Raw genomic sequence first — 22,217 nt, 5'->3', positions numbered from 1 at the left:
CTGCCTAGATGACCCCGGGAAGCCCCCTCAATTGAAGCGTCCCACTGCGGTGTCAGGCGTCAGGGTTCTTGCGTAGGTACTCTCCGAGGCCGGGAATGGCGAAGTCAACCTTGCCATGTCCGGTTGATTCGATGAGGCCGGCGTCGATGAGCCGGTTCCTATATTTTGCAACGAGGGTTGGCCGGGATCCTGTGCGGTGGATGATGTCGGCCGTCGTTGAGGGTTCGTCATCAATGGACATGGCATGGAGGAATTCACGGTCCTTGGCTGAGGCTGCTGCGAGGGCTGCTTCAATGACGACGCGTTCATTGCGTCGGATGCCGCCGGCTATGGCTCTGCCGACCGCATCAGAAGATAGTGTTCCGTTGTTCTTCTCAGCTTCTCGCCAGAGGAAGTAGCCGATGAGCTGGATCAGGAAGGGGTATCCGCCTGTGGCGACTGCTGCCTCACGGACCAGCTCAGGCTGGATGCTGATGTCCGCGGCGGCGAACGTGTCGGTGTAGGACTTTTCGACGTCGCGGACAGCTGCGGCGTGCAGGTCGATTTTGTCGGCCCTGCGAAGGAACGTCGCAACACCTTCGTTCAGGAGGTCCGATACTGCTGAGGGCAGTCCTGCGAAGATCAACGCGATGGGTAGGCGGTCCTGGATGAAGTGCTGTACGTTGGCGGCCAGTTGGGCGAGTTCCGTACGATCAGCGGCGTGGATCTCATCCACCGTGACCAGCAGACCCGTGCCGCGTTCATCAAGTAGCGCCAGCAGGGTTTCTCCCAGTTCACGCCAGTCGACCTGGCGTTCGGGTGTCAGCTGGGAGGTGATGCTGAAGCCGGCGATCGACAACCCGGTGATCCGGCGGCGGGATTCAGGGTTGTCAGCCAGTTCCTGCGTCAATCGGCGCATCTTCTCGCCAATGCGGCCCATGAATGTCCCAGTGGCAGTCTCGGCAATGACGGCCCACCCGTGTTCGCGGGCAACGGTGTGGGCTGCTCCCAGCATGACTGTCTTACCGATACCCCGGGCTCCAGTGAAGATGGCCAGCAAACCAGGAGCACCTGAGCCGAGCTCAAGCCCGTATTCGAACTCGTCCAGAAGCCCGGAACGGCCGATGACTTCCGGCGGAGTAGCTCCGGCTGTGGGTCTAAAGGGATTCTCGGACGTGGGCACTGGACCCTCCAGGATCAGGTGAATATAGGTGAGTTTGGTGAATTTGGATAGCGAGGTGAAGGTGGTGAATATCCCCATGCTAGCGCACGTTATCTCGGTAAAGCCGCCGCCTTGATGAGGTTCACCATGGACGAAAAGGGCCATCGTGAACCGGCACGTCCTTGGGGCGAGTCAGCAGAAGCCCAACAGACAGTCCGGCTTAGTTGTTCCTGCCGCGGGCTGCAACACCCCACTGCTCCACCACGGCCCCGGCGCGGACAACCGTGACCGCATCCACGAGGTTCATGGTGAGGCACACATGGTTGGGGATGACCCGAAGCCGCGTGCCCAAGGGCGGCAAGTCCGAAGAATCCGGCCATACAACCGTGGCGTGGTGCTCGGACAGCGCAGTCACTTTGGCTTCGGGGTGTTCGGGAAGCCGCCCGTATCCTGTGGCCCAGTCCGGGCGGTCGCTGCCCAGGATCTTGCTTCCGGCGTCCAACACCACGCGGCGCACGTTACCACCGAGGGCTTCGTGCCTGCTGACCACCGTGGCGGCCACGCTTAGCGCGATGTCGTCCCAGCTGCAGCGTTCGAGTTCCAGTTGCTGGGCGTCACCGAAGACGTAGACGCCGGGACGCAGCTCGGTTGCCACCGTTTCGCCGTCAATCAGTGCCGTCGGTGTGGAGCCTCCGCTGATGGTGGTGACTTCGAAGCCTGCCGATGTCAGCGCCGTCGCCGCCAGGCCAAGTGCCTCATTCTCGTTGCTCGCCGCGCCAGTGGGCATGCCGGGCTTGTAGCTGTGCCCGGGGAACGTGAAGACACCCTGCACGCTCAGTCCGGCGGCAGCCGCTGCTTCGGCAACATCCACCACCTCGTCCGGCAGCACGCCGCTACGGTGGTGTCCGCTGTCCACTTCGATCAGCACCTCAACGCTTCCTGCGTCGGCTCCGAGTTGGCGACCCATCGCCGTCGCGCTTTCAGCCGAATCCACGCCGACTGCTAGTCGGCACTTGGCCGTCAAGGCGCGAAGGCGTTCCGCATGCGGCGCTTCAACCCAGAGCGGGAAGGCAATGAAGATGTCCTTCACGCCGTCCGCCGCGAATACCTCCGCCTCGCCGATCGTGGCCACGGTAATACCAACGGCTCCCGCCGCGATCTGCTTGCGGGCGATCTCCAGCGTCTTATGTGTCTTGACGTGCGGACGGAGCTGGAGCCCGCGTCCACGCATGCTCTCCGCCATCCGCTCGATGTTCCGGTTCAGGACATCGACGTCGATCAGGACTGCAGGGGTGATGACTTCAGCGGGGATCACGTTCATTCATAGAAGACTAACGTCCTGGACACTGAAGGCCCTAAGGCGCGGACTGCCTGATACGCAGCTCGAACGCCGCCTCCGGCTGCTCAACGGTGGCCACGGCGTCTTTGCTTTCAATCCGCTGGATAAGGAGTTCGACGGCGCGCTCCGCAATTTCCGTACGCCCCGGCGCCACGGTGGTCAACGACGGCGACGCGAACCGGGACTCATCAATGTCATCGAAGCCGGCCACGGCTATCTCCTCCGGGACCTTCCTGCCGCGCACCAGGAGTTCGTGCAGCGCCCCCAAAGCGAGGGCGTCGTTGAGCCCGAAAACGGCGTCGAATTCCACACCGCTGTCCAACAACCTCGCGGTGGCGTCAGCACCGCCGTCGCGCCGCCAATCGCAGGGGACCACCAACGCCGGGTCATGCTCCACACCTGCGGCAGCGAGCGCAGCCCGGTACCCGCGGAGGCGAAGGCCGTTGCGCCCGGCTTCGTCGCCGTCGTGCGCGCCAAGGACGGCTATACGACGGCGGCCACCTTCCAGCAGGTGCGTGGTGACGGCGGCCGCAGCCTCCTGGTTTTGGATGAGGACCATGTCCAGCCGCGGATCCTGCACGAACTCACCCAGGAGAACCAGCGGTTTTTTGCCGGCCGCGGAGATGATCTGTTCGGCGTCGAGCGCTAGCGGGATGAAGAGGAGGCCGTCCGTGAGGCTGCGAAACTGTCCTTGAAGCGCAGCTTTCTCGTGCTCCGACTCGTTGCCGGATTGCTCCACCAAAACGCGGTACCCACGGGCCCACGCCGCCTTCATGATGTCCGAGGCCAGCTCAGCGTAGTACGGAATGGAGAGGTCGGCGAGGACCAATCCGAGCATGCTGGTCTTACCGGATCGGAGGCTGCGGGCCGTCAGGTTGGTTTCGTAGCCGAGCTCGTCGATCGCATCGAGGACGCGTTGTTTGGTGGCGGGCCGGATGAACTCGTAGTTGTTGATGACGTTGGAGACCGTCTTCAACGAGACTCCCGCCGCGCGTGCGACGTCGTTCATGGTGACCGCCATGCAGGTGCTCCTTCTGTGCGTTGTCATACATCGTTGCAGATCAGGCCATGCTGGAGTCAGTCCATGACTGCGGCGACGGCCTCGATTTCCACCAATTGGTGGTCGTAGCCGAGCACTGTGACGCCCATGAGGGTGCTTGGGACTCCGTGGTCGCCGAAGGCAGCGCGCACTACCTCCCATGCTGCTACCAAGTCAGCCTGCTGCGTAGACGCGACGAGGACGCGGGTGGAGATGACGTCCCCGATTCCCGCTCCGGCTGCTTCCAAGGCCAAGCACATGTTCTCGACCGCTTTTGCGGCCTGGGCTTTGTAATCGCCAATGCCTGCTGTGGTCCCGTCTTCATTCAAGGGACAGGAACCGGCCAGGAAAATCAGCCGGGCATCAGCAGGAGCGGTTGCTGCGTAGGCGTATTGGGCTGCGGAGCTGAGCCGTTCGGAGTGAATGAGGGTGACAGCGCTGGGCATGGAGGTCCTTTTGTTTAATGGTTTGGACACATCCCATCACGGCCGCACCCGTCACACATCGCTCATTCGTCTGCAACGCCCCCGCAACAAACATGCGCAAAGCTGGGTCGCATAGACGATTTGGTTGGCTAAGGGGTGCAGACATGAGCATTGTAAACAGGGATCTTTTCCAGGCATTGAAGACACAGGCAAGCCTGGCGCAGGCGTTCGGCACTATGCCCGGAAGCCAGGATGAACCACATGCGCTGAAGCCGGGCGAGTTCATCGAGGCATGGCACAACGGCCGCCTTTATCATCGGGGCACCGTAGTGAAAACAGTGGCCGGCACCGACCTTTTTTGGCTCCAGGACGAAACCGGCAGCCGCCGCCTGCTGGACATGGAGTCAATGGAAATCGTGACTGGCGACGAGCTGGCCCCGGCACCTGCAACGCAGGCACCGGAGCCCACCCCGACTGCCACGGTTACGCCCATTTCGGCGTACCCCATCTTCCGCGACGGCTCACAGGCTATTGCCTAGGAGTTGAGGGCCAAGCGGATCATGCTCCAGCTCACGGCCGGAAGCTCGGCGGTGAGGCGGCCGCCGTCGAGCTTTACACTGACGTTTTCGGACGGCAGGACCGAGGTCGAATCGTCAGCCGTAGCCTGCCAGTACGGGTCCTTGTTCGTGTAGGTGACAGCCTCGATGATCCTCGCGGGGTTCAGGCTTCCGACGGCGGCATCCAACGTCAGCGCCTCGGCGGCAGAGCGGTTCACAGCGAACACCACGGCCTCGTTGGCTTCGGCGTCATAGGTTGCCACGGCTGACAGCGACGTGAATCCGGACGTCTTCTCGCTGGAAAGCCGTGGAGATTCGACGGCGAGATTCAGTACCGTGCCCGAGGCGTGCTGCGAGGTGAGCGCGAACGGGTGGAAGGTGGTCTGCTTCCAAGCGCGGCCGCCTGGCTCAGTCATGATCGGCGCGATCACGTTGACCAGCTGCGCGAGGCTCGCGGAGTGGACGCGGTCCGTGTTGCGCAGCAGCGTGATGAGGAGGTCGCCCACCACCACGGCGTCCGCCACCGTGTAGCGGTCCTCGAGCAGCACGGGCGCGACAGGCCAGTCGTCCCCGGTGGGGGCCTTGGACTCGTCGCGGGACATGTGCCAGACATTCCATTCATCGAAGGAAATGTTGACCTGCTTTGGGGATTTCGTTGCCGATTTCACGTGGTCGATGTGGGACACGAGGTCCTTGATGAAGGCTTCCATGCGGTGTCCGGCGGAGAGATGCTCCTGCAGGTCTCCGAAGTCCTCGAAGTACTGGTGCGCCGAGATCAGGTCCACCAGTTCGTAGGTCTCGCTGAGGACCACACGCTCCCATTCACCAAACGTCGGCATGGTGGGTGCCGAACTTCCGCAGGCAACCAGTTCAAGATCCGGGTTGACCATGCGCATTGCCCGCGCCGTTTCGGCGGCAACCCGCGCGTACTCGCCCGCCTTCTTATGGCCGATCTGCCAGAAGCCGTCCATTTCGTTTCCGAGGCACCACATTTTGATGTTGTGGGGCTCGACGGCGCCATTCGCCTTGCGCTGTTCGGACAGGGCCGTTCCACCCTTGATGTTGGAATATTCCAACAGATCCAAAGCTTCCTGGGTTCCTCGAGTGCCCAGGTTGACGGCCATCATGGGCTCGACGCCGGCCTTCTCGGACCACTTGGCGAACTCGTCCACGCCCACCAAGTTCGGGTCGCTGGAATGCCAGGCAAGGTCGAGCCGGGTGGGGCGATCTTCCTTGGGCCCAACTCCGTCTTCCCAGCGATAGCCCGACACGAAGTTGCCGCCCGGATACCGGACCGTGGAGACGCCCAATTCCTTGGTGAGCTCCAGGACGTCGGTCCGGAACCCGTCCTCATCGGCCTTGGGGTGCTCGGGCTCGAAGATGCCCGTGTAGACGCAGCGGCCCAGGTGCTCCACGAAAGCGCCGAAAGTCTTCCTCCTGACGGGGCCGACCACGAACGCGGGGTCAAGGGTGATTTTGGCCGTGGGGTTCTCTTGATTTCCCAAGGGGTGAGTCCTATCTGCTGGGCTGCTGCTTTTGCCGGTTTCTACAACGTTATAGAAACTATGCTGACTGTGCCGAGGGGTGTGAGTCAAGGGTTTTCTTCACCCGGCTCTCCCAAGCCCGCTCTTGTTTGCCGAGCTCATCGTTGTGCGGCGGGAGATTCGTACCGAAGTGGGTTTGCGTCCCGCATAGGCTGAGTCCCATGTCATCCGGGAACGTTACAGCCGCCTATTCCGCCCGTGCAGCCGAGTACACCTCGCTGTTCGGGTCGATCAGCTGCACGCATCCGGCCGATCAGCAGCTGATTCTCGCGTGGGCACGGGGCCTTTCCGGCAAGGTCATCGACGCCGGCTGCGGACCCGGACACTGGACGGACTTCCTGCACTCCGCCGGAGTGTCCGTCGAGGGCGTGGACTTGGTCCAGGCGTTCATCAAAACTGCCAGGCAGCAGTACCCGGACGCTCAGTTCTCTGTCGGATCAATTGAAAGATTGCCGACGGCGGATCGGTCACTAGCAGGGATCCTCGCCTGGTACTCGGTGATTCACACTCCCCCTGATGCCATCGATGCGGTTCTGGACGAGTTCTCCCGGTGCATCAAGCCCGGCGGGAGCCTTCTGCTCGGTTTCTTCGAAGGTCCCGCCCTTGAGGCTTTCCCTCATGCGGTGACTCCGGCTTACTTCTGGCCTGTGGAGGAGATCTCGGCTCGGCTTCGGACGGCCGGATTCACAGTTGTCAGCACCCACTCCCGCGTCGACCCCGGAGCCCGTCCACATGCCGCCATCATTGCCCGGCGTGCGGAACTCTGACTTTCAGCACACCCCCACTCACCCTTGTTTGCTGACCACACCGTTGTGCGGCGGGAGATTCGTACCGAAGCAGGATTCGTGGGGCGAAGGAAACAAGAAAACAGGCCGGAGACTCAACGTCTCCGGCCTGTCTTTGGAGGGTGGGCCCTGTGGGGATCGAACCCACGACCCACGGATTAAAAGTCTGGTCAGTCAAGAAATCAGGTCAGAACGGGTCGGCCGAATCCGCGTAATCTAGCGGTTCTGGCGCCCCAAAACGGCCCCTCTTGGAACGGGTCATCCGCAATATAGGCCCCCAAATAGACCCTCAAACCTCTCGTCATCAGGCACCCATCAAGTACCCGTCAACCAAAGCCCGCCCGCACAAAAAACGTCGGTGCCCACCCGTAGGCTTCCCGAATGCTCACCGACCAACAGAAGGCCATGCTCGACTTGGCCGGCGAACACTTCAAGCATGCAGGCTCTCTGGATTCAGCAGCCATGGAACGCTTCGGCATGACTCCGACCAGGTACTGGCAAGAGGTCAACCGACTCATCCAAACTGAGGCCGCCATCGCATACCGCCCCGCAACCGTAGCCCAACTCAAGACAAGGCGGCGGTCCATGGTGCGAACAGCCAGCCGGCTACTCCGGTAGAGCCGATGCTTACGCAAAAGCCCCCACCTTCCGAAGAAGGCGGGGGCTTCCCTTGCTTTTAGCGCCTGAGTCCCCAGATCGCCCAGCACCCCACCAACGTTGGAAGGATGAGGAATACTGGTGAAGTGCCACCCTTAGCGATGCCGACCAGAATCACAGCGATAGCCACAACGGCAATGAACAAAACCGAGAGACTGACGGCGTCAACACGCTGGAACCTATTCGCGTGACGATGACTCTTCTGGCGATGCTCCATCATTGCCATCATCTTCTCCTCGCCGTTTACGAATTACTTTGATGAGAGACCAGTCGCGAGTTGTACGACCATTCTTAGTGGTGCTGACTTCGCGGATCGTGACATCGAAAATGTCATTTTTGTGGAGGGCCATCCCTTTGTCCACTTGGCGAAGGAACTCCTCGTCCTCCATCATAGCTTGGCGGGTTCCATCCAGAGTCTTGATCCGCCACTTTTCTCCCCGGCGGAAATCAATGCTCGTAAGCTGCGCCTCGGCCTCAAAAGTGTCGGTACGTTCGGAGATGTCATCGACCTCGACAACCGCCGTTCGATAGTCATCTCGGCTGGCCACAGCTTCGGGCTCGGTCCGGAGGATCTCGTCCGTGGTCTCGGCCGCCGTGCCGTCACGGACCTCCAAGCTATCCGCGTCATCGCTCAGCGGCGCCATGATTTTCCGTAGGGCCTTGCGTGTTTGCTTCTTCTCAGCTCGGAGTTGGTCCCAGACCTTGGCCGGAACCTGATCCACCTTGTCGTCGGCCCAAACTACCTTCACATCGCCGTTGTCCAGATAGTCGAAGTCCTTAGGCTCCGCACCACGGAGCCGCCTCAATCCCATGTTGAGGCCCTGAACCAGGGCTCCGCCGGTGGCGAGCGCCGTGCCTACGGCTTCCTCAGGGTTCTCCCCTGCCCATGCCAGAACAGCTTCCAAGATGAACGAACCCTCCTGCGGGGGCCGGACTCGCAACTCCGGTGAGGGTCCATCGCCGAACAGCCCCGCCTTCGCCATCTGACTAGTGAACTCGACTAGTCCCTGCAAGGTCTCTGCCATCTCTGCCGCATTGAGGTCATGGATCTGGCCCTTCTCGTCGGAGAAACGCAGCTGGACCAAACCGTCCGCTAGTTCGCCTACTTGCTCTTTCTTTTCCACGCTCTTTCTTTCCCCCATATTCGCCCAGTGTTCTCGGCAACGAGTGGCTCCTCATCGCGCCATTCGCTCCATTATGGGCGGCAAGCGGCGAGCGCAGTGAAATGTGTCAAGTCAATAGGGTGACTGGCGTGTCGGACAGCCACCTCGAAAATCCGGTTCAGCGCCCGCCGTGGAGACCTGACTCGCGGTCGATGCGATCCAGCACCCTATCCGCGTACTCTCGCAGGAGCACCCATATGTCAGAGCCCCGACCAGCCACCCGGTCTCGGATCTCCCTTATCAACGGCGTTGGCGTCTTCGGGTTTGACACCACCCTGCCAAGAATCTGAGCGTTATCGAAGGTGGCCGCCCAGGCTAAGCGTTCTGGTGTCACGTCTTGGCGACCAATGACGCTCAGCACCACTTCCAGATGAGCGTCCTCTGTCATCAGCGCCGCCAACACTTCCGGTCGCAGGTTCGATCTGGAAAGGACGGCAACAGCTGCCCTCCAGTCGCCAGTCAGCGCATCCGCTTCGAACTTTTCTGCGTCATACCCATTCATGCACCCATAATGCGCCTCGGGGTACGACAAAAGAGCCCCACCCTCCCGAAGAACGGGGGTGGGGCTCTATGACGCCAGGGAAGGTAACCGGTCTTATGTTGCCCTTAGACTTGGGCTATCTCGCTCCAACCATGCAAAGGGGAAATGGCCGTGGCCGATATCGGAATCCGACTTTTGAAGCTCCAGCGGGAGTTCGCTGAACGTGACGAGCGAGAGAGTCTGGCGAAGGAGTTCAGCAGCCCTGAGTTGCAGCCCCGCAGCGAAGCCGAGATCGGCGCCGACTACGAAGCTGCCCTCCTGGAGCTACTCCGCCTTTCCAAGATCTCTTAGAACTTAGGCATCTCATTGGTCAGGTTGAGTCCTGCCGCAATCCGGCCGACCATGTACAAGGTGGGGTGGGTTCCGTCCGCTACCGGCTGCCCGGAATCAATAGCCCACTTCCCAGAGTCCCGCGCCGATTCGGCAAGGTCCGCGATCTCCAAGTAATCGTAGAGCGGGTGCGATGCGTCACCGATGCGGATGGTGCCAGCCGTCGCCGTCCCTGCCGCGGCTGCGGCAAATGCCGATGTCATAGGAGCGCCGTCGCGGAGCCAGTTGTTGTACTCCACCCGATGGGCGTTGACCGTGGTGTTCGAGATCGTCTGGTTAGCCACTGTCGCCCACGCGTCAGTCGAGCTTGTGCGCGGAGTGATAGTTGTTGCCAGCACCCGAGATCCCTTATCGCGATAGAACCGCCAGCGAGCAATCAGTGTCGCCTGAAGCTGTGCGGCTGTCCGCAGGTTCACGTAGAGGTCGTTGCTCCCGAGGGCCGAGATAACGTAGTCCGTGCATCCGCCAAACTTGCCACGGTCCCGGCCCCATGGAATGGGATTCACGCCGCTGTCACCGTGCAGCGAGCCTTGCAGATAGCTGAACTGGTTGGCCATAGCCTTGCACGCCCACCCAGAGTCATATGGAATCTGAACAGCGCTATCACCGGACCCCTGGAGGATACTGTCCCCGTCTAGGAGCACAGACGGGCGCGATGGGTTGGGCACCAAGCCGACGATTGCTGACGGGCCGTAGAGGGCCACGCCGGTCGAGCCATTCCAGGAGGGGCTAGCAACCATTGTTACGTCGCTGTCATCGAAAAACGCCTCAGCCACGCCACCAGCAGAGCTGACAACAGCCGCAACAGGCCACTTTGCGCCCGAGGCCACGGACACGCATGTGCGAATCTCAATCCAAGTGCCAGCGGGGATCTTCGGGGCGATAGGATCGCTTGTTGCGTAGCCCATCGGGTCAATGATGGTCGATGCGCGGCCGCCGAAGGTCTGCTGGTAGAGCTGCCCGGCAACGACAATCGAGGCGGTGATGGTGATGGGGCTGTTGGTGGTGTTCGTGTTCCACCAAGCCGAGTCACCATAGATAATGCGGATGTTGTGGGCATCGTCGGGGAAGAAGTGCTTAGTCATGCTGGTCCGCATCGTGCGGACGCCATCTGACTGGCTGTTCGCCGCGGTGTCGCGAGCGTAAACGAGCCTTGTGCGGGTAGCGCAGGGGCGGAGGCCCATGAGGGCGTTGCCCAGTAGTTCCCTGGGTGCTACCTCGAAGGAGTCCAATCGGCGGCCCTTCTTATCTTTCATGTACGCCATGGCTTAGGCCTCCGATACGATGTCGATGATTTCGCCGCTGGTGGAGTCCACCTTGATCACGACATTGCGGGTCGGAAGCGGGTCGCCGTTCTCGTCCTCAAAGCGGACATAGGTGGCATTCAGTTCCCCTTCCGAAAGCCGTTCGGGGAGTGCTTTGTCAGGCACACGGTGGAAGTCCAGGATTCCCATGGGGCAGCTCCTTAGCTCAGGGTGATGGGTGGTTTGGCGATGATCTCGCCGAAGTTGTTGCGGGTGACCAATGCCTGTGTGTAGGTGATTGGCCCGTGGGTGATCTCGTACGCGTCGATCACACCTGGGAAGTCGTCGGACGGCGACCCTGTGTAAGCGCCGGCGGTTCCATCCGGCCACAAGACAGCAGCAGACACCGGAGCGCCGTCAGCGTCTCGAGTAATCTCACCGACCATAAGCAGCTCAGGCGTCGCAGCGAGCGCGAGGTTTTGCGCTGCGATCCATGCTGGCTGCGGCAGGGGTGATGGGTCGAGTGTGGATGGGTCCAGCTGCACGAGATCCGGGTAGTCCACTTCGGTGACGTCGGGGACTGCCACGTAGGTGGTGCGGGTTGCTGCGCCGGGCACGTACTCATCGATGCGCCAAGCCCAGTCCGGCCCGTTTGGTTCCAGCTCGACTTCGGCGGCGCCATCAGCGAGTGCGACTTCGAAGGGTGTTGGCAGGACGATGGTGGCTGGTGTGCCGGTGAGGGGCCGGCGCTTCGTTGGGGTGAAACGGTGTGTTGCCCGGGCTGGTGCGGTGGTGCCGTCGGGTTGTGGGTTGACCAGGGAGATATGGACGGTGGTCACGTTCTACTCCTCGGTGACTGTAATGGCGGGGCGGGTGGTGATGTCGCCGGATTCGTTGCGGGTGACCATTGGCTGGGTGAACTTCAGAACAGGGATGCCCGTTTTGGTGATGGTGTAGGCGTTGACCGCCCCTGGCCATGCCACGGACGCGGTGCCTGAGTAGACCCCAGTGGAGCCGTCTGGCCAGACCACGTTGGCTGACGTTGGGGCGCCGTCGTCGTTCACGATCACGGAGCCGCTGAACAGTGCTTCCGGCGAGCGCGCGAGCTGCATCAGGGCTGCTTCCAAGTCCTCTTCCAAATCGTTTAGCCTGGCCGCGTTCAGCGGGGTGTTGCCGATGATGCCGTTGGCCCAAGTTCTGCGTGCCATCAAATATCTCCTCCGAGAGCGCGGACAGCCGCGGTGAGCTTGTCGATCTGTTGTTGTTGCGCCTGGACTACGGGCAGGAGTGCCACGCCCAGCAGGTCGTAGCGGACGCCGTCCACTTGCCCGTCATAGCGGGTGACGATCTCGGGAAGGGATTCCTCGACTTCCTCCGCGATGAGCCCGAACTCGCCCTTTGCGCCAAGGAATTGCTGTTCGGGCCCTACGAGCCGGTTGCCTTCCGCATCTTGTGGGAAGCGGTAGGTGGGTTTCCGGTCGTACCTGACCGGACGCAGCTGAAGGACGTTGAACGGATCTACGTCAGCGTTGGAGACGTTTTCCTTGTACTTGATGGAGGAGACGTTCCGGCCGAAGTGGTAGCCGCCATCGTTTCCCACCCAGAGCGCGTAGAAGCTTCCGCCGGCGACGTTGTTCGTCCACCCGTACTGCGAACCGTCAGCCTGGGCCGCGTGAGTGGCCTCCGTGGCATTCGCCGCCGTGGTGGCCGTGGTCGCGGTGGTCGCGTTCACGGCGTTGGTCGCATTCGCCACGGCCGAGGTGATGTCACCACCGTCGTGCGAGTGGCCCGATGGCGGGAAAGTCATCGGCTTACCCGACACCCCGTCCCAGGTGGTGACTTGGTTGCCGAGGCGCACCCACGTGGAACCAACCAGCACTTCCACGCCGTACTCACCCGGCGCGGTTTCCAGCAACTCACCGAACCGGGTAACAGGAGCCGCTCCGGCGTCATCAAACACCGTAAAGGTGCCTGTCTCGGGGTCTACCTGCACGCCTGTTGTGCCGTCGGTGCGCCGGAACTGCATGAAGCCGTTGACCAGCACACCACCAGCTGCAGCGTTGATGCCGGCTGTTGCGAGGATGTTCGCCGCACTGAACTGCTGGACGCGCTGCTCCAGCTCGCGGAATCTGCGGTTGATCGCATCCTCACCCGGGAACTGTGACCCTGGGAGTCCTGGTTGAGCCATCTAGTCGATTCCCCTCACGGCAGTTACGTCAATCAGCGGAGTGATCATTTCGTCTGTCAGCTCCCAGCCAACGCAGCGAGCTGTGCCAACCAGCCCGTCAGGAAATTCCGGGGCCTCGATGTCGAAACCAACGTCATCGCCAATGAACCAATCGAGGCCAAGCTTCGGAGCCTCGCCCCGGTTGGCTGTCAGCGTCATCGCCAGGGAACCGTCTTTCATCGCGGCAAGCGCCCGTTGAGCATGCGCCGTCAGTGTGGAGGTGTCTTTGATGTCGCTCTCCGGGGTCCACCTGTATTCGAAGCGGGGCCGAAGATCCGTGGTGACCTTTTGGTGTGGGGACTGCGGTCGGGCGCCCTCGGTCCCTGTGGAGACAGCCATGACGTCGTTAGCGCCCTCGTCCGCTCCGAACCCTTCCACCAGCTCGGCTTCCGTGACTGAGCCGGGCAGGTCAAAGTGGGCTGCCGGACCGAGGCCCGCTGGTGGTGTCCTGCCGATTCTGTCACCGACGTAGAGGACCAGCCCAAGTTTCTTCTCGTCCACCCATTCCCAGCCAACGGTCCACTCAGGCCCGCCGATGATTCCGGAGAAGTCAGTCAGTGCGGAGTACAGGGTTTTATCCGCGGCGTCCTTCCACGTGTTCTTATTCCGAAGCGCCCCGTTGCCGCCCACGATCTGTACGCGCAGCGGGAGGCCGCGTTTGGTCACCGTCGTTTTGGCGTACTTCTCCACCATCGTTTTGACGATGACGTTCTGAGGCGTGGCCGTGAACGCCTCATCTTCGACGTAGACACGATCGAAGTAGCCCTCAGCTGTCACCAAGCTCAGGTCCACCCCGTTGCCAACCTTCCGAGTCCGTCGGATGATCAGACCGCCCCAAAGCGGCACGCCGCGTGGCTCGTTCTCCTCCGGCTCTGACAGGGCCACCAAGAACACGGCACCCTTCCGGGTAGCCTCACGCCAGTTCTCAGGGGCGCCATCCATCGGCAGGTTCGCCGTCTGAGACTCGTACCGCATCAGCGTCTGTTTGAGAGCCCCGCTGACGCTCAGCGTAGGGAGGTCCGCAATGATCGTGCCGTCGTTTGCATCGACGGCAACCCAAGAAATGGCCAAGTGAGGACCCCCCTACGTTTGGAAGCTACGCTTCGTGCTTGCCCTGGTTCGAACCGATCGGAGTTGCGGCCTGAATCGCAGGCGCAACACCTGTCGGCTTCCACAGCAGCTTGTAGCTGTTCCCGGCGGTGACGAAGATGACGAGCAACGCCACGATCACGCCGGCGGTACTGAAGATCCCGCTGAGATAGGCGGTCACCGTGGCAACCACCACGTAGAAGAGGAAGGCCACGATCGCTTGCTTACGCGGAGACCAGCCCGATTGCTGGATAACTGCGATGACCAGGGGGCTGAAGAAGCCGACAGCGAGAAGCCAGAGGGCGACTGGGCCGAGATCTGCGAGCGCCTTGAGGGTCTGAGGGTCGAGTGATTCCATGTTTAGTTCTCCTTGATGATCGGAACGATTTCGAAAGTGGGCATGCTGTCTTTGATGTCCTGGCGGATCCGGTCGTAGTCGATGACCACAGGGACGCCGGCGGCCGTTTGCTCGACCAGCTGTTGCAACAGGCCCCTGATTGCCACCAGCTCGGCGTTGTTCTGTGCGATGCCCTTAGCGTTGAAAGCAAGCTGGCCGAGGACGGATGTCTTGTATTCCCCCCAATTGATCAAAGGCAGCCAGAGGGCCGCCTCGGGGGCCTCCCGGATCTGCTCCTGGAGCGACTTCCCGCCCGTTGAATCTCCGCCCACAAGGGAGAAGTCGTAGAGAAAATCGAGCTTGTCCTGATTGGCAACGCTCTTGGATGGTTGTTCAGTCACGGCGGGCTCCTTACGGAAGGGTGAGGCGGAGATTGATTAGGAATTGCTGATCGGGCGTGTAGCTAGGCGTTGTGACGATCTCTCCCTGCAACACCAATCCGGTTCGGGGACGCAGGTACCCGAGGAGGCCCTTCTTGGGGAGCCACTGATCAAGTACCGGCCCGGACGACTGGCCCGGGAAGGGGTTGTCCCACCGGCCCTCGGAGCTGTTCTGGGATGCACAGCGGAGGTACTCGTAGCCGACGTCCTCAATAACCTGAGCCACGTGCGTCTTTGGGTAGTACCAAAAGGAATCGCCCCAGACTGCGGTGTCACCCGCCTTGCCCGGTTGGGACGCAGGGATACGCTCGTAGGCTGCCTCAATGGCGGTGGTCTGCGGGTAGTCCCGGTACATGGTGCCGGCGTACCCTGCCCATACGCCCGAGCCTCCCGTGGTGTTGATGACAGGCAGGCCGAAGAACCTGGCGAAGTGCGCATGCAGGTCCCAGCACTGAGCGCCATAAGCGCCGTCGGCATCGATGTAGCCGCCCAGGACGGATGTAAGCCAAAACTGGAACCGCGAAAGCTCGAATGCCATGACGCCTCCTATGTGGTTGGTGGAGCTGGCGAAGCCTCCGGTGTAGCGGCTGCTGCGCAGGTGTACGTCGTGGAACCCGGCGGGTCCGGCGTGCAAGTCAGTGTCTGCCCGCTCTTGGGGTCAACGATGACGATCGACGAGGGCGGATCTCCCTTTTCGCCCTTTTCGCCCTTCTGCCCGTCATTGCCTGCTGGGCCTCGGCAGGCATCGGCTGCACAGAACTGCTGGACTGCTGCAAGGATCGCTTCGGGCGTGGGTGGTGGGCCGTTTGCACCGTCCGCCCCACGACAAGCGCCAGTGGAGCAGTAGTCACTGACCGCAGCGAGAACCATTGCAGGTTCCGGCGGAAGGGACTCGCCATCTCTGCCGGGTTGCCCGTCCACTGCATCTTTGCCAGCTGGCCCCACGCACCGGCCATCAGCACAGAACCGCGCGAAGGCCGCGGCGACGTCGTCAGGTGTTGGCGGCTGGCCGTCCTGGCCTTTGCAGTTACCTCCCGCGCAGTACTCGCGGAATGCGTTGACCAAGTCAGGCTGGGATGGCCCTCCGACGACTGCGGGAGCTGTCGGAACCACGTTTGGCTCTTGGGCAGCCTCTGCCCATTTTTCGCAGAGGTCCCTGTCGTAGATCTCTCGATCGCCGGAGCCGCAGAGTGCCTGCCGTGCTTCTTGCGCGATCTCCTTCTTTTCGACCTGCTGCCTGGAGGCGAACTCCGCATTTTCTGTTGCGAGGCGCGCATTGTTGCTGCCCAGAACCACGGCAATGGCAGTCACTGCCGCCAGCAGCAGCACGGCGAGCGCGAGTCCCAGCTTCCACCGTTTGTCAGACTTCCTGGACTTGGACGAGAGTTCCGCTGCGGCGAGCAGCTTGGGGTCATTCAGTGTCGTCATTTTCGTCCTCCACTGGCCAGTCCTTCGGATCAGGCTGGAGATCGTTGACAAGGAGCTGCTCACGCCATTTCCCCGCCGCGGCCTTGACTCGGGAGGTGTACCGTTTGTCCTTGCGACGCTGCTTCTCAGCACCGGCAGCTATCTGGACGTTGTCCGCCCTCAGAGTGCGGTTCTCGGCTTCGAGGGAAGCCACTCGTTCTTTCAGGAGTTCCTCCACGGCGACCTCCCTTCTCTCGCGTTTCTTGTCCGCCCGGTCGATGAGCTTCCAAGCCCCTCCGCCAGCAGCCGTGAACACCGCGAGAATTGCTGTGATAAGCGCTGTCGGCTCCACACGTCAGCCCCTCCTGCCCGGCATCAGCCGTTCCATCCGGTGCCGTCCAGCGGCCACAGCATCTTGCCGATGGCCTGTGAAGGGACGGGCACAAAGAAGCTGACACGAATCTGCCCGCCGATGGTCACCCACATGTTGCAGACGTAGCCACCGGGCGCGACTTGAAATAGTGGTGATCTCGTAGCGGGTCGATAGCCAGCTGGCACCGTGCCGATGATGTACTCCGTGTTCGCCAAAAATGTGATGGCCACGTTGTTGGCGATTGCACCCTGGCCCGATATGCGACGCCCGTTGCGAGTCACGGCAGCGTCAGCCAGCGTTGCGTCATAGTAGGTCCCGGCGTTCCGGTATTCCGGCGGACTCCCAGCTGCGAACGTGATCGGCGCGGGGGTTTCGTCTTGCCACCCGGTTGCGTCACGGACATCGAGCGGCCGCCCTGGCAGGTCCATGCGTCGCACAACGAGACCGTCATACGCCGAAAGCTCACCGCGCTCTGTGAGCCCCGAAACCGGCTGGATACCTCCAGCAGAAACGAACACAGCCGGGTTGCGAACCACCGTCGGTGAGCCCGCCCCGACTTGCGGAACGGTGATCGTACCGATCAAGAAGCTTCGTTCCGGAAGGTCCGGGGCTTCAGGCGTGGCAGATGGCGTGCCCGCCAGATATACCGGCGGGGCATTCAACCCCCCTGAGCCATCACCGGAGGATGAATCGTTGACCTGAATGTAAACGATGTCCTTGCGGGGCAATGTCGCGTTGGCTGCAATGATCGCGCCGGTGAGGTTCGCGTCGGTGGCCCATCGGTAAGACCCCTGAGCAGTAGCCGCTTTCGGTGAAATCATGATTGCGCACGGCTGCAACGTCCAAGTAGTGGAGCTGGCAGTCAGGACGTTTCCGGTCCCAGGGCGGAACCCGGAACGTGCCGCCAGCGGCAGGCCCGAGCCGCCCCCGTACGTAACAGCATCGGCCTGGCGCTCGTTCGACGCCGAGTAAGCCGGAAGATCAAGGCCTTCAGCCGCGTCCATAGGCTGGCAAGTAATAGTCATCTCAGCTCCAAGCCGGTTTCGTAAGTACGGTCAGTTGCGCGGTAGCCGAGTAGTTGGCCGCGCTGAATGCAATTTCGTTTTCCCCTGGGTCAAGCGAGAACCAGCCGCGGGACGTGATGTACCCCTGCCTAGCGGACTGGCCCTGCGCGAGCACCTCCCGCCGGTCCATGTCCACGGTGACGAATTCGCCAGAGGCGAGCGCCAAGGCTGAAGCGAACGTGAGTGATCGTTTCTTGCCCACGTGGGTTACGGTCCAGCCGCCGGCGGGGATTGGTCCGTCGATGCGTAGCCAGACCGGGGCTTGGGTGTTGCCCGGGTTATGGATCCGCACTCGGCCGCTGTTGGAAACTCCGGTGTAGACCACCGGATAGGTGGCCGGGTATGTCCGGCCACCTCTCGCGAAGGGCAGCAGCGTGGATACTGATTCGAGGTCTCCGAACTTGCGGGGGTCCTTGCCGAAAACCTGAATGCTGAACGTGGCTGTGAACCCGTCCCTGAGGGTGTCCGTCAGGATCTCGTCCTGACGCTGCACCTGCATGTGGCGGACCCTGCCCGATTCGGAAACCAGCAGGGTGAACGGGTCCACGCTGACGGCGGCGTTGAGCCTGTCGAGAGCGAAGGACAGGGTCTCCGGCGAGCGGGCCCGAATCTTGCCTTCCATGGGCAGTACTTTGCCGGTCAGGAAGCCCTCAGTTGTCGTCGTTCCGTTGCCGCGAGCGCGCTGGTTGAACTGGGCTGTGGAGGCCGGCGAGCCGAGCCAGCCGGGGTTCTTCTCCACCGCCCATATGGTGCCGTCTTCATCTACCCAGTTCATGAGCAGGTCACCCAAAGCTATGGGTGACCTGCCCTGAAGTTCCGGGAGTGCTGTGCCTGGGAACAGCAACCTGGATGGGTAGGTGATCGGGGATGGGTAAGGCATGTCAGGCCCCTCCTATGGTGCTAGTGCGCCGAGGCGCCTGACGACGGCAGCGGATGTCCCATTGGGGTCAGTCACTTCGTTGATAGTGATGTGGTTGGTCTGGCCCCCGACGGAAGCCGCCCCCGCGCCGAAAGCAGTGCTGCCTCCACCCATGCCCGGGACGTTCGGGATTGTGACCAGTCGCTTTGCGGCGTCGGCCACGGACTTCACCTTGTCGAGGATGCCCAACCGGGCGCCCTCTCCAACCTGCTGGCCGACCTCGAACCGGAACCGCCGTGACGGCGACTTGATGCCGAGGAATCCCTTGACGCCGTCGAGCATCGCCCCGCCGACGTCCTTGATGGCCTGCACGGCGTTGTCGATCATTCCCTTGGCGCCGTTGATGAGGCCTTGGACGATGTTCCTGCCGACGTCGAGCAGCCAGGTGCTCGCGCCGGATAGTGCACCGATGATCTTGCCGGGCAGGTCGTTGAAGAACCCGAGGAATCCGGAGATGAACCCGGAGACTCCGTTGGTGATGTTCCGCCACGTGTCAGCGAAGAACGATCCGATATTGCCAAGGACGGAGCCGACGACGTTTCCGACGATGCTCAGTCCCGCCTGGATGACGGAGCCGACGATCTGGATAGCTCCGCGCACAACGGCAACGATTGCGTTCCAGATACCGCCGAAGATGTTCTGAATCCCAGACCAAACCTGCGACCAGTTTCCAGAGATGATCCCCGTGACCACCTGGATGATGCCCTGCACGATCTGCATCGCCGCTTTGATCACGTCAGCAATCACGCCGAAGACCGTCACCACAACGGGCATCAGCGCTTGGATCACCGGAATCAGGAGATCCAAGATCTGGGTGATCAGTGGAGCGATCGCCGCAATGACCATGCTGAAGATGTCGATCAGCGGAGGCAGGATCGAGGTGACCAGGTTGATGATGATCGGCGCGAGCTGAGAGACCAGCGTGGTGATGAGCGGAAGCACCGCGCCAAGAACCATGCTGATCACCGGAGAGAGCATGGTGAACGCGTCACCCAGCATCGATATCAGGCTGACGATGCTCGGCATGATCGCGATGAACACGCCGCTGAGGACCCCGACCAGTGTCTGAATCAGAGGCTGCACGGTTGTCAGCGCCGAACCCAGCACTCCGGCGAGCGCCATGCCGAGCTGTCCTATGGCGGCTGCCAGGACCGGCAGGACCGGTTGCAGCGCTTGGAACAACAGCCCGATGGGCGAGAAGGACTGGAACAGCCCGAGCACTGTCGGTGCGAGCGCCTTGAAAGCGTCGAATACAGGCTTGAGCGCGTTGGCGAGCTGCTCCATGAATCCGGGGAATCCGGAGGAGGTTACATCTCCGTCCGCTGCTTTCCAGGCAGCGCCGAAGGCTCGGAAGCCTCCGCCTACCTCGTTGGCAGCGTCCCGGATGCTGAACAGGAAGCTGACAAAGCCCGAGTCTTCCTCGACGTTGAAGGCTTCACGCAGGTTGGTGGTGAAGTCGCCATTGGCGAAGACGTCTATCAGGCCGGAAGCGGCCTTGCCCGTCCACTCGAACGCCTTACCAAGGCCACCAGAGACAAGGTTGATGGCGCCGGTGATACCGGGCTTCATCTTGTCCAGGGCGCCCATCAGGCCTGAGTTGATCGTGGCCTGAAGGTTGCCGATTGCACCCTCAAACGTCTTGGTGGACTTGGCAGCCTCCACGGCCACCGGATCGTTGCCGAGCTTCATCAGCGCGGCGTTGAACTCTTCGGACGTGATCTCACCGGCGGCCATCGCGTCGCGGAAGTTGCCGGTGTAAGCTCCGGCCTCCTCCAGCGAGCGCATCAACGGACCAGCTGCACCGGGGATGGCGTCAGCCATCTGGTTCCAGTTCTCCGTCGTGAGCTTGCCCGCGCCGGCGGTCTGGGTCATGACCATGGCCACAGACTTGAAGGTGTCCGCGTTGCCGCCAGCGACGGCGTTGAGGTTACCCGCAGCCTTGGTTAGGCCGGTGTAATCCTGGACGCCGTTGGATGCCAGCTGCGCGATGGTGTTCTGGATCGTCGGCAGGTCAAAGACTGTCTGATCTGCGTAGTCCTTCGCCGCCTTGGACGCCGCATCGATGGCTGAGGTGTCCAGCCCCGCGAAGTCCATCGTGGCTTTGAACTTGTCCGTAGCGTCGCTCGCCCGGGCAGCCTCGGCCACGAACCCGCCGAAGACACCCGCGCTTGCGAGGGCGATCGCAGGACCAACGAGGGCCTTGAATCCCCTACCGAACCGCCCGCCAGAATCCTGCCCGGCTTTGTCAGCCGCTTCCTTGGCTTTATTACCCTCTTCATCGACAGCGCTCTTGGCAGCACCGGAGAGCTTCGACTTGATGCTCTGCCAACCCCGACCGAAACGGCCGGCCGCCTGCTCTCCAGAAGATCCGGCAGAGTCCATGGCCTCAGCCAGTTTCGTCTGGGACTGCCGCAGCTGATCCGATGCCGCGATGGTCTTGCCGCTGGCCTCGGAGAGTTTCCGCTTTGCCGTCGCCAGACGCTCTTCTGCGGCGATAACGCGAGCGCTACCCTGCTCGCCCCTGGCGCGTGCCTCGTTGAGCGCCGCTTCGGCTACACGGACCTTGCCAGTGGCGTCCTGCTCTTGGAGGCGTGCCGCCGAGAGCGCCTTAGCGCCCGATGCGATCTGTGCATTGAGCTTCTTGACCAGAGCCTGGCCGGGATCGCCGGCGCCGGCGGTGAACGCGGAGCTGAACGTCTTACCGCCCTCGCGTCCAGCGCCAGCAACCTCTGAGTTGACTGAAGACCGGAATCCCCGAAATGTGGGGAAGATTGCTACCTGACCGGACCCGACTTCAGACACCAGAGGCCCCCTTATTTAGTTCTGATTTGCCCGAAGGCGCTGTACTGCTTCAGTTGCGCCTCAGCACGGGCGCGTTCCTCGGGGGTGACTTCTTCAACCGGCGCCTCAGTGGGCCATGGCCAGTCGGGCACGAACGGCGGAGTGTCCTTGTCCCGGTTCGCGTTAAACTCCCGAGTGAATGAGGCCGTGGCCATCATTTCCCCGCGAGTCATTGGGAAGGACCAACCGGCGAGCGCAGCGAACAGGCGAGAACCCATGTCCAGGGCTATTTGCTCGGCTAGTTCCACGGCCTCCCAGACAGGCAAGGACTCGCCAATGTCCTCAACCGAAATGCCTAGCTTTCGGAAGTCGTAGGCGATTGCTCCTCGGTGCTCTCTGAGGAGTCCGACGAGCCAACGGATTTTCCCATGCTCACCTGGAATCGCTTCGAGAGGGCGTCGCTGTATTCGGTGAGGATCTCTCCAGCCTCGGCAGCGTCCAAGTCGTCCAGCGCCTTGTTGTTGGCTTCGCTGAAGATCTCAGTCATGAAGAACTCGAATTCCTCGTACTGGGTCTTCTGTTCGCCGCCCATCAGCTTGCGGATGGTTCCGAACTTCACGCCGAGTGGGAGCGACAGCTCTCCGTTCTCCGTCTGGCACTTCAGGTTGTTCTCAACAACGAGGAACTTGGGCTTGGGTGCTGCTTCCTGCTTGGTCATTGCTACTCCTAATGGGTGTGATGGGTTTGATGGGTTGAAAGCTGTGGTCCCGCGCTCACCCATCGAGAGCACGGGACCACAGGTCTAAGGAGCCCGG

At 61.9% G+C, this 22,217-nt stretch carries 27 protein-coding genes; 4 read left to right on the top strand and 23 right to left on the bottom strand.

What is annotated here, in order from left to right; genetic code table 11:
• Positions 1-52 precede the first annotated feature (52 nt).
• From KCX59_RS01315 to KCX59_RS01300, 4 genes are all read right to left on the bottom strand, one after another.
• Complete coding sequence (locus KCX59_RS01315; RefSeq protein ID WP_179017500.1) at positions 53-1,240, bottom strand: ATP-binding protein; 1,188 nt, start codon at positions 1,238-1,240, stop codon at positions 53-55.
• A 121-nt stretch (positions 1,241-1,361) separates the two neighbouring features.
• Complete coding sequence (locus KCX59_RS01310; protein ID WP_179017499.1) at positions 1,362-2,462, bottom strand: D-TA family PLP-dependent enzyme; 1,101 nt, start codon at positions 2,460-2,462, stop codon at positions 1,362-1,364.
• A gap of 34 nt (positions 2,463-2,496) precedes the next feature.
• A complete protein-coding gene (locus KCX59_RS01305; protein ID WP_179017498.1) occupies positions 2,497-3,501 on the bottom strand; it encodes a LacI family DNA-binding transcriptional regulator in 1,005 nt (334 codons plus the stop codon).
• A 56-nt stretch (positions 3,502-3,557) separates the two neighbouring features.
• Complete coding sequence (locus KCX59_RS01300; RefSeq protein WP_179017497.1) at positions 3,558-3,965, bottom strand: RidA family protein; 408 nt, start codon at positions 3,963-3,965, stop codon at positions 3,558-3,560.
• Between the two features lie 143 nt (positions 3,966-4,108).
• Between KCX59_RS01300 and KCX59_RS01295 the strand changes: the two genes are divergently transcribed.
• Complete coding sequence (locus KCX59_RS01295) at positions 4,109-4,483, top strand: hypothetical protein (protein ID WP_178994019.1); 375 nt, start codon at positions 4,109-4,111, stop codon at positions 4,481-4,483.
• Here KCX59_RS01295 and KCX59_RS01290 read toward each other — a convergent pair.
• Positions 4,480-6,006, bottom strand: a complete 1,527-nt coding sequence (locus KCX59_RS01290; RefSeq protein ID WP_179017496.1) for an alpha-N-arabinofuranosidase — start codon at positions 6,004-6,006, stop codon at positions 4,480-4,482. The two genes, KCX59_RS01295 and KCX59_RS01290, sit on opposite strands and share 4 nt — an antisense overlap.
• A gap of 200 nt (positions 6,007-6,206) precedes the next feature.
• Here KCX59_RS01290 and KCX59_RS01285 point away from each other — a divergent pair, with 200 nt between their 5' ends.
• Both KCX59_RS01285 and KCX59_RS01280 read left to right on the top strand, forming a co-directional pair.
• A complete protein-coding gene (locus tag KCX59_RS01285) occupies positions 6,207-6,812 on the top strand; it encodes a class I SAM-dependent methyltransferase (RefSeq protein ID WP_179017495.1) in 606 nt (201 codons plus the stop codon).
• A 399-nt stretch (positions 6,813-7,211) separates the two neighbouring features.
• Positions 7,212-7,448 (top strand): DUF3263 domain-containing protein, encoded by a 237-nt coding sequence (locus KCX59_RS01280; protein WP_179017494.1) that lies wholly within the window; start codon positions 7,212-7,214, stop codon positions 7,446-7,448.
• 218 nt (positions 7,449-7,666) lie between these two features.
• On the opposite strand, the gene KCX59_RS01275 is transcribed toward KCX59_RS01280, so the two are convergent.
• Both KCX59_RS01275 and KCX59_RS01270 read right to left on the bottom strand, forming a co-directional pair.
• Complete coding sequence (locus KCX59_RS01275) at positions 7,667-8,611, bottom strand: hypothetical protein (protein WP_179017493.1); 945 nt, start codon at positions 8,609-8,611, stop codon at positions 7,667-7,669.
• A 157-nt stretch (positions 8,612-8,768) separates the two neighbouring features.
• Complete coding sequence (locus tag KCX59_RS01270; protein WP_179017492.1) at positions 8,769-9,152, bottom strand: hypothetical protein; 384 nt, start codon at positions 9,150-9,152, stop codon at positions 8,769-8,771.
• A 150-nt stretch (positions 9,153-9,302) separates the two neighbouring features.
• On the opposite strand from KCX59_RS01270, the gene KCX59_RS01265 reads away from it, so the two are divergent.
• On the top strand, positions 9,303-9,482 hold the full coding sequence (locus KCX59_RS01265) for a hypothetical protein (RefSeq protein WP_179017491.1): 180 nt from the start codon (positions 9,303-9,305) through the stop codon (positions 9,480-9,482).
• Here the strand turns inward: KCX59_RS01265 and KCX59_RS01260 are convergent.
• The 16 genes from KCX59_RS01260 to KCX59_RS01185 are packed head-to-tail and all read right to left on the bottom strand — an operon-like array spanning position 9,479 to position 22,120.
• A complete protein-coding gene (locus KCX59_RS01260; RefSeq protein WP_179017490.1) occupies positions 9,479-10,786 on the bottom strand; it encodes a hypothetical protein in 1,308 nt (435 codons plus the stop codon). The two genes, KCX59_RS01265 and KCX59_RS01260, sit on opposite strands and share 4 nt — an antisense overlap.
• A 3-nt stretch (positions 10,787-10,789) precedes the next feature.
• A complete protein-coding gene (locus tag KCX59_RS01255) occupies positions 10,790-10,975 on the bottom strand; it encodes a hypothetical protein (RefSeq protein WP_179017489.1) in 186 nt (61 codons plus the stop codon).
• An 11-nt stretch (positions 10,976-10,986) separates the two neighbouring features.
• Positions 10,987-11,604, bottom strand: coding sequence for a hypothetical protein (locus KCX59_RS01250; protein ID WP_179017488.1), 618 nt, complete (start codon positions 11,602-11,604; stop codon positions 10,987-10,989).
• 3 nt (positions 11,605-11,607) lie between these two features.
• Positions 11,608-11,973: a hypothetical protein gene (locus KCX59_RS01245; protein WP_179017487.1), complete on the bottom strand. Its 366-nt coding sequence runs from the start codon at positions 11,971-11,973 to the stop codon at positions 11,608-11,610.
• Positions 11,973-12,953, bottom strand: coding sequence for a tail fiber domain-containing protein (locus tag KCX59_RS01240; protein ID WP_179017486.1), 981 nt, complete (start codon positions 12,951-12,953; stop codon positions 11,973-11,975). Before KCX59_RS01240 ends, KCX59_RS01245 begins: the two co-directional genes overlap by 1 nt.
• Complete coding sequence (locus tag KCX59_RS01235) at positions 12,954-14,063, bottom strand: hypothetical protein (RefSeq protein WP_179017485.1); 1,110 nt, start codon at positions 14,061-14,063, stop codon at positions 12,954-12,956.
• A 25-nt stretch (positions 14,064-14,088) separates the two neighbouring features.
• Complete coding sequence (locus tag KCX59_RS01230; RefSeq protein ID WP_179017484.1) at positions 14,089-14,439, bottom strand: hypothetical protein; 351 nt, start codon at positions 14,437-14,439, stop codon at positions 14,089-14,091.
• Between the two features lie 2 nt (positions 14,440-14,441).
• Positions 14,442-14,819 (bottom strand): hypothetical protein, encoded by a 378-nt coding sequence (locus tag KCX59_RS01225; protein ID WP_179017483.1) that lies wholly within the window; start codon positions 14,817-14,819, stop codon positions 14,442-14,444.
• A gap of 10 nt (positions 14,820-14,829) precedes the next feature.
• On the bottom strand, positions 14,830-15,396 hold the full coding sequence (locus tag KCX59_RS01220) for a hypothetical protein (RefSeq protein WP_179017482.1): 567 nt from the start codon (positions 15,394-15,396) through the stop codon (positions 14,830-14,832).
• An 8-nt stretch (positions 15,397-15,404) separates the two neighbouring features.
• Positions 15,405-16,286 (bottom strand): hypothetical protein, encoded by an 882-nt coding sequence (locus KCX59_RS01215; protein ID WP_179017481.1) that lies wholly within the window; start codon positions 16,284-16,286, stop codon positions 15,405-15,407.
• Complete coding sequence (locus KCX59_RS01210) at positions 16,270-16,617, bottom strand: hypothetical protein (protein WP_179017480.1); 348 nt, start codon at positions 16,615-16,617, stop codon at positions 16,270-16,272. The genes KCX59_RS01215 and KCX59_RS01210 overlap by 17 nt, the downstream gene beginning before the upstream one ends.
• 23 nt (positions 16,618-16,640) lie before the next feature.
• Positions 16,641-17,663 (bottom strand): hypothetical protein, encoded by a 1,023-nt coding sequence (locus KCX59_RS01205; protein WP_179017479.1) that lies wholly within the window; start codon positions 17,661-17,663, stop codon positions 16,641-16,643.
• 1 nt (position 17,664) lies between these two features.
• Positions 17,665-18,582, bottom strand: a complete 918-nt coding sequence (locus KCX59_RS01200) for a phage distal tail protein (protein WP_179017478.1) — start codon at positions 18,580-18,582, stop codon at positions 17,665-17,667.
• Positions 18,583-18,594: 12 nt separating this feature from the next.
• On the bottom strand, positions 18,595-21,423 hold the full coding sequence (locus tag KCX59_RS01195; protein ID WP_179017477.1) for a phage tail protein: 2,829 nt from the start codon (positions 21,421-21,423) through the stop codon (positions 18,595-18,597).
• Between the two features lie 11 nt (positions 21,424-21,434).
• A complete protein-coding gene (locus KCX59_RS01190) occupies positions 21,435-21,728 on the bottom strand; it encodes a hypothetical protein (protein WP_179017476.1) in 294 nt (97 codons plus the stop codon).
• 29 nt (positions 21,729-21,757) lie between these two features.
• On the bottom strand, positions 21,758-22,120 hold the full coding sequence (locus KCX59_RS01185) for a hypothetical protein (RefSeq protein WP_179017475.1): 363 nt from the start codon (positions 22,118-22,120) through the stop codon (positions 21,758-21,760).
• Between the last annotated feature and the right edge of the window lie 97 nt (positions 22,121-22,217).

Origin of the sequence: Paenarthrobacter nitroguajacolicus (genome assembly GCF_051027655.1) — a bacterium.
Taxonomy (GTDB): domain Bacteria; phylum Actinomycetota; class Actinomycetes; order Actinomycetales; family Micrococcaceae; genus Arthrobacter; species Arthrobacter nitroguajacolicus.
This window is presented reverse-complemented; position numbering and strand designations above follow the sequence as displayed.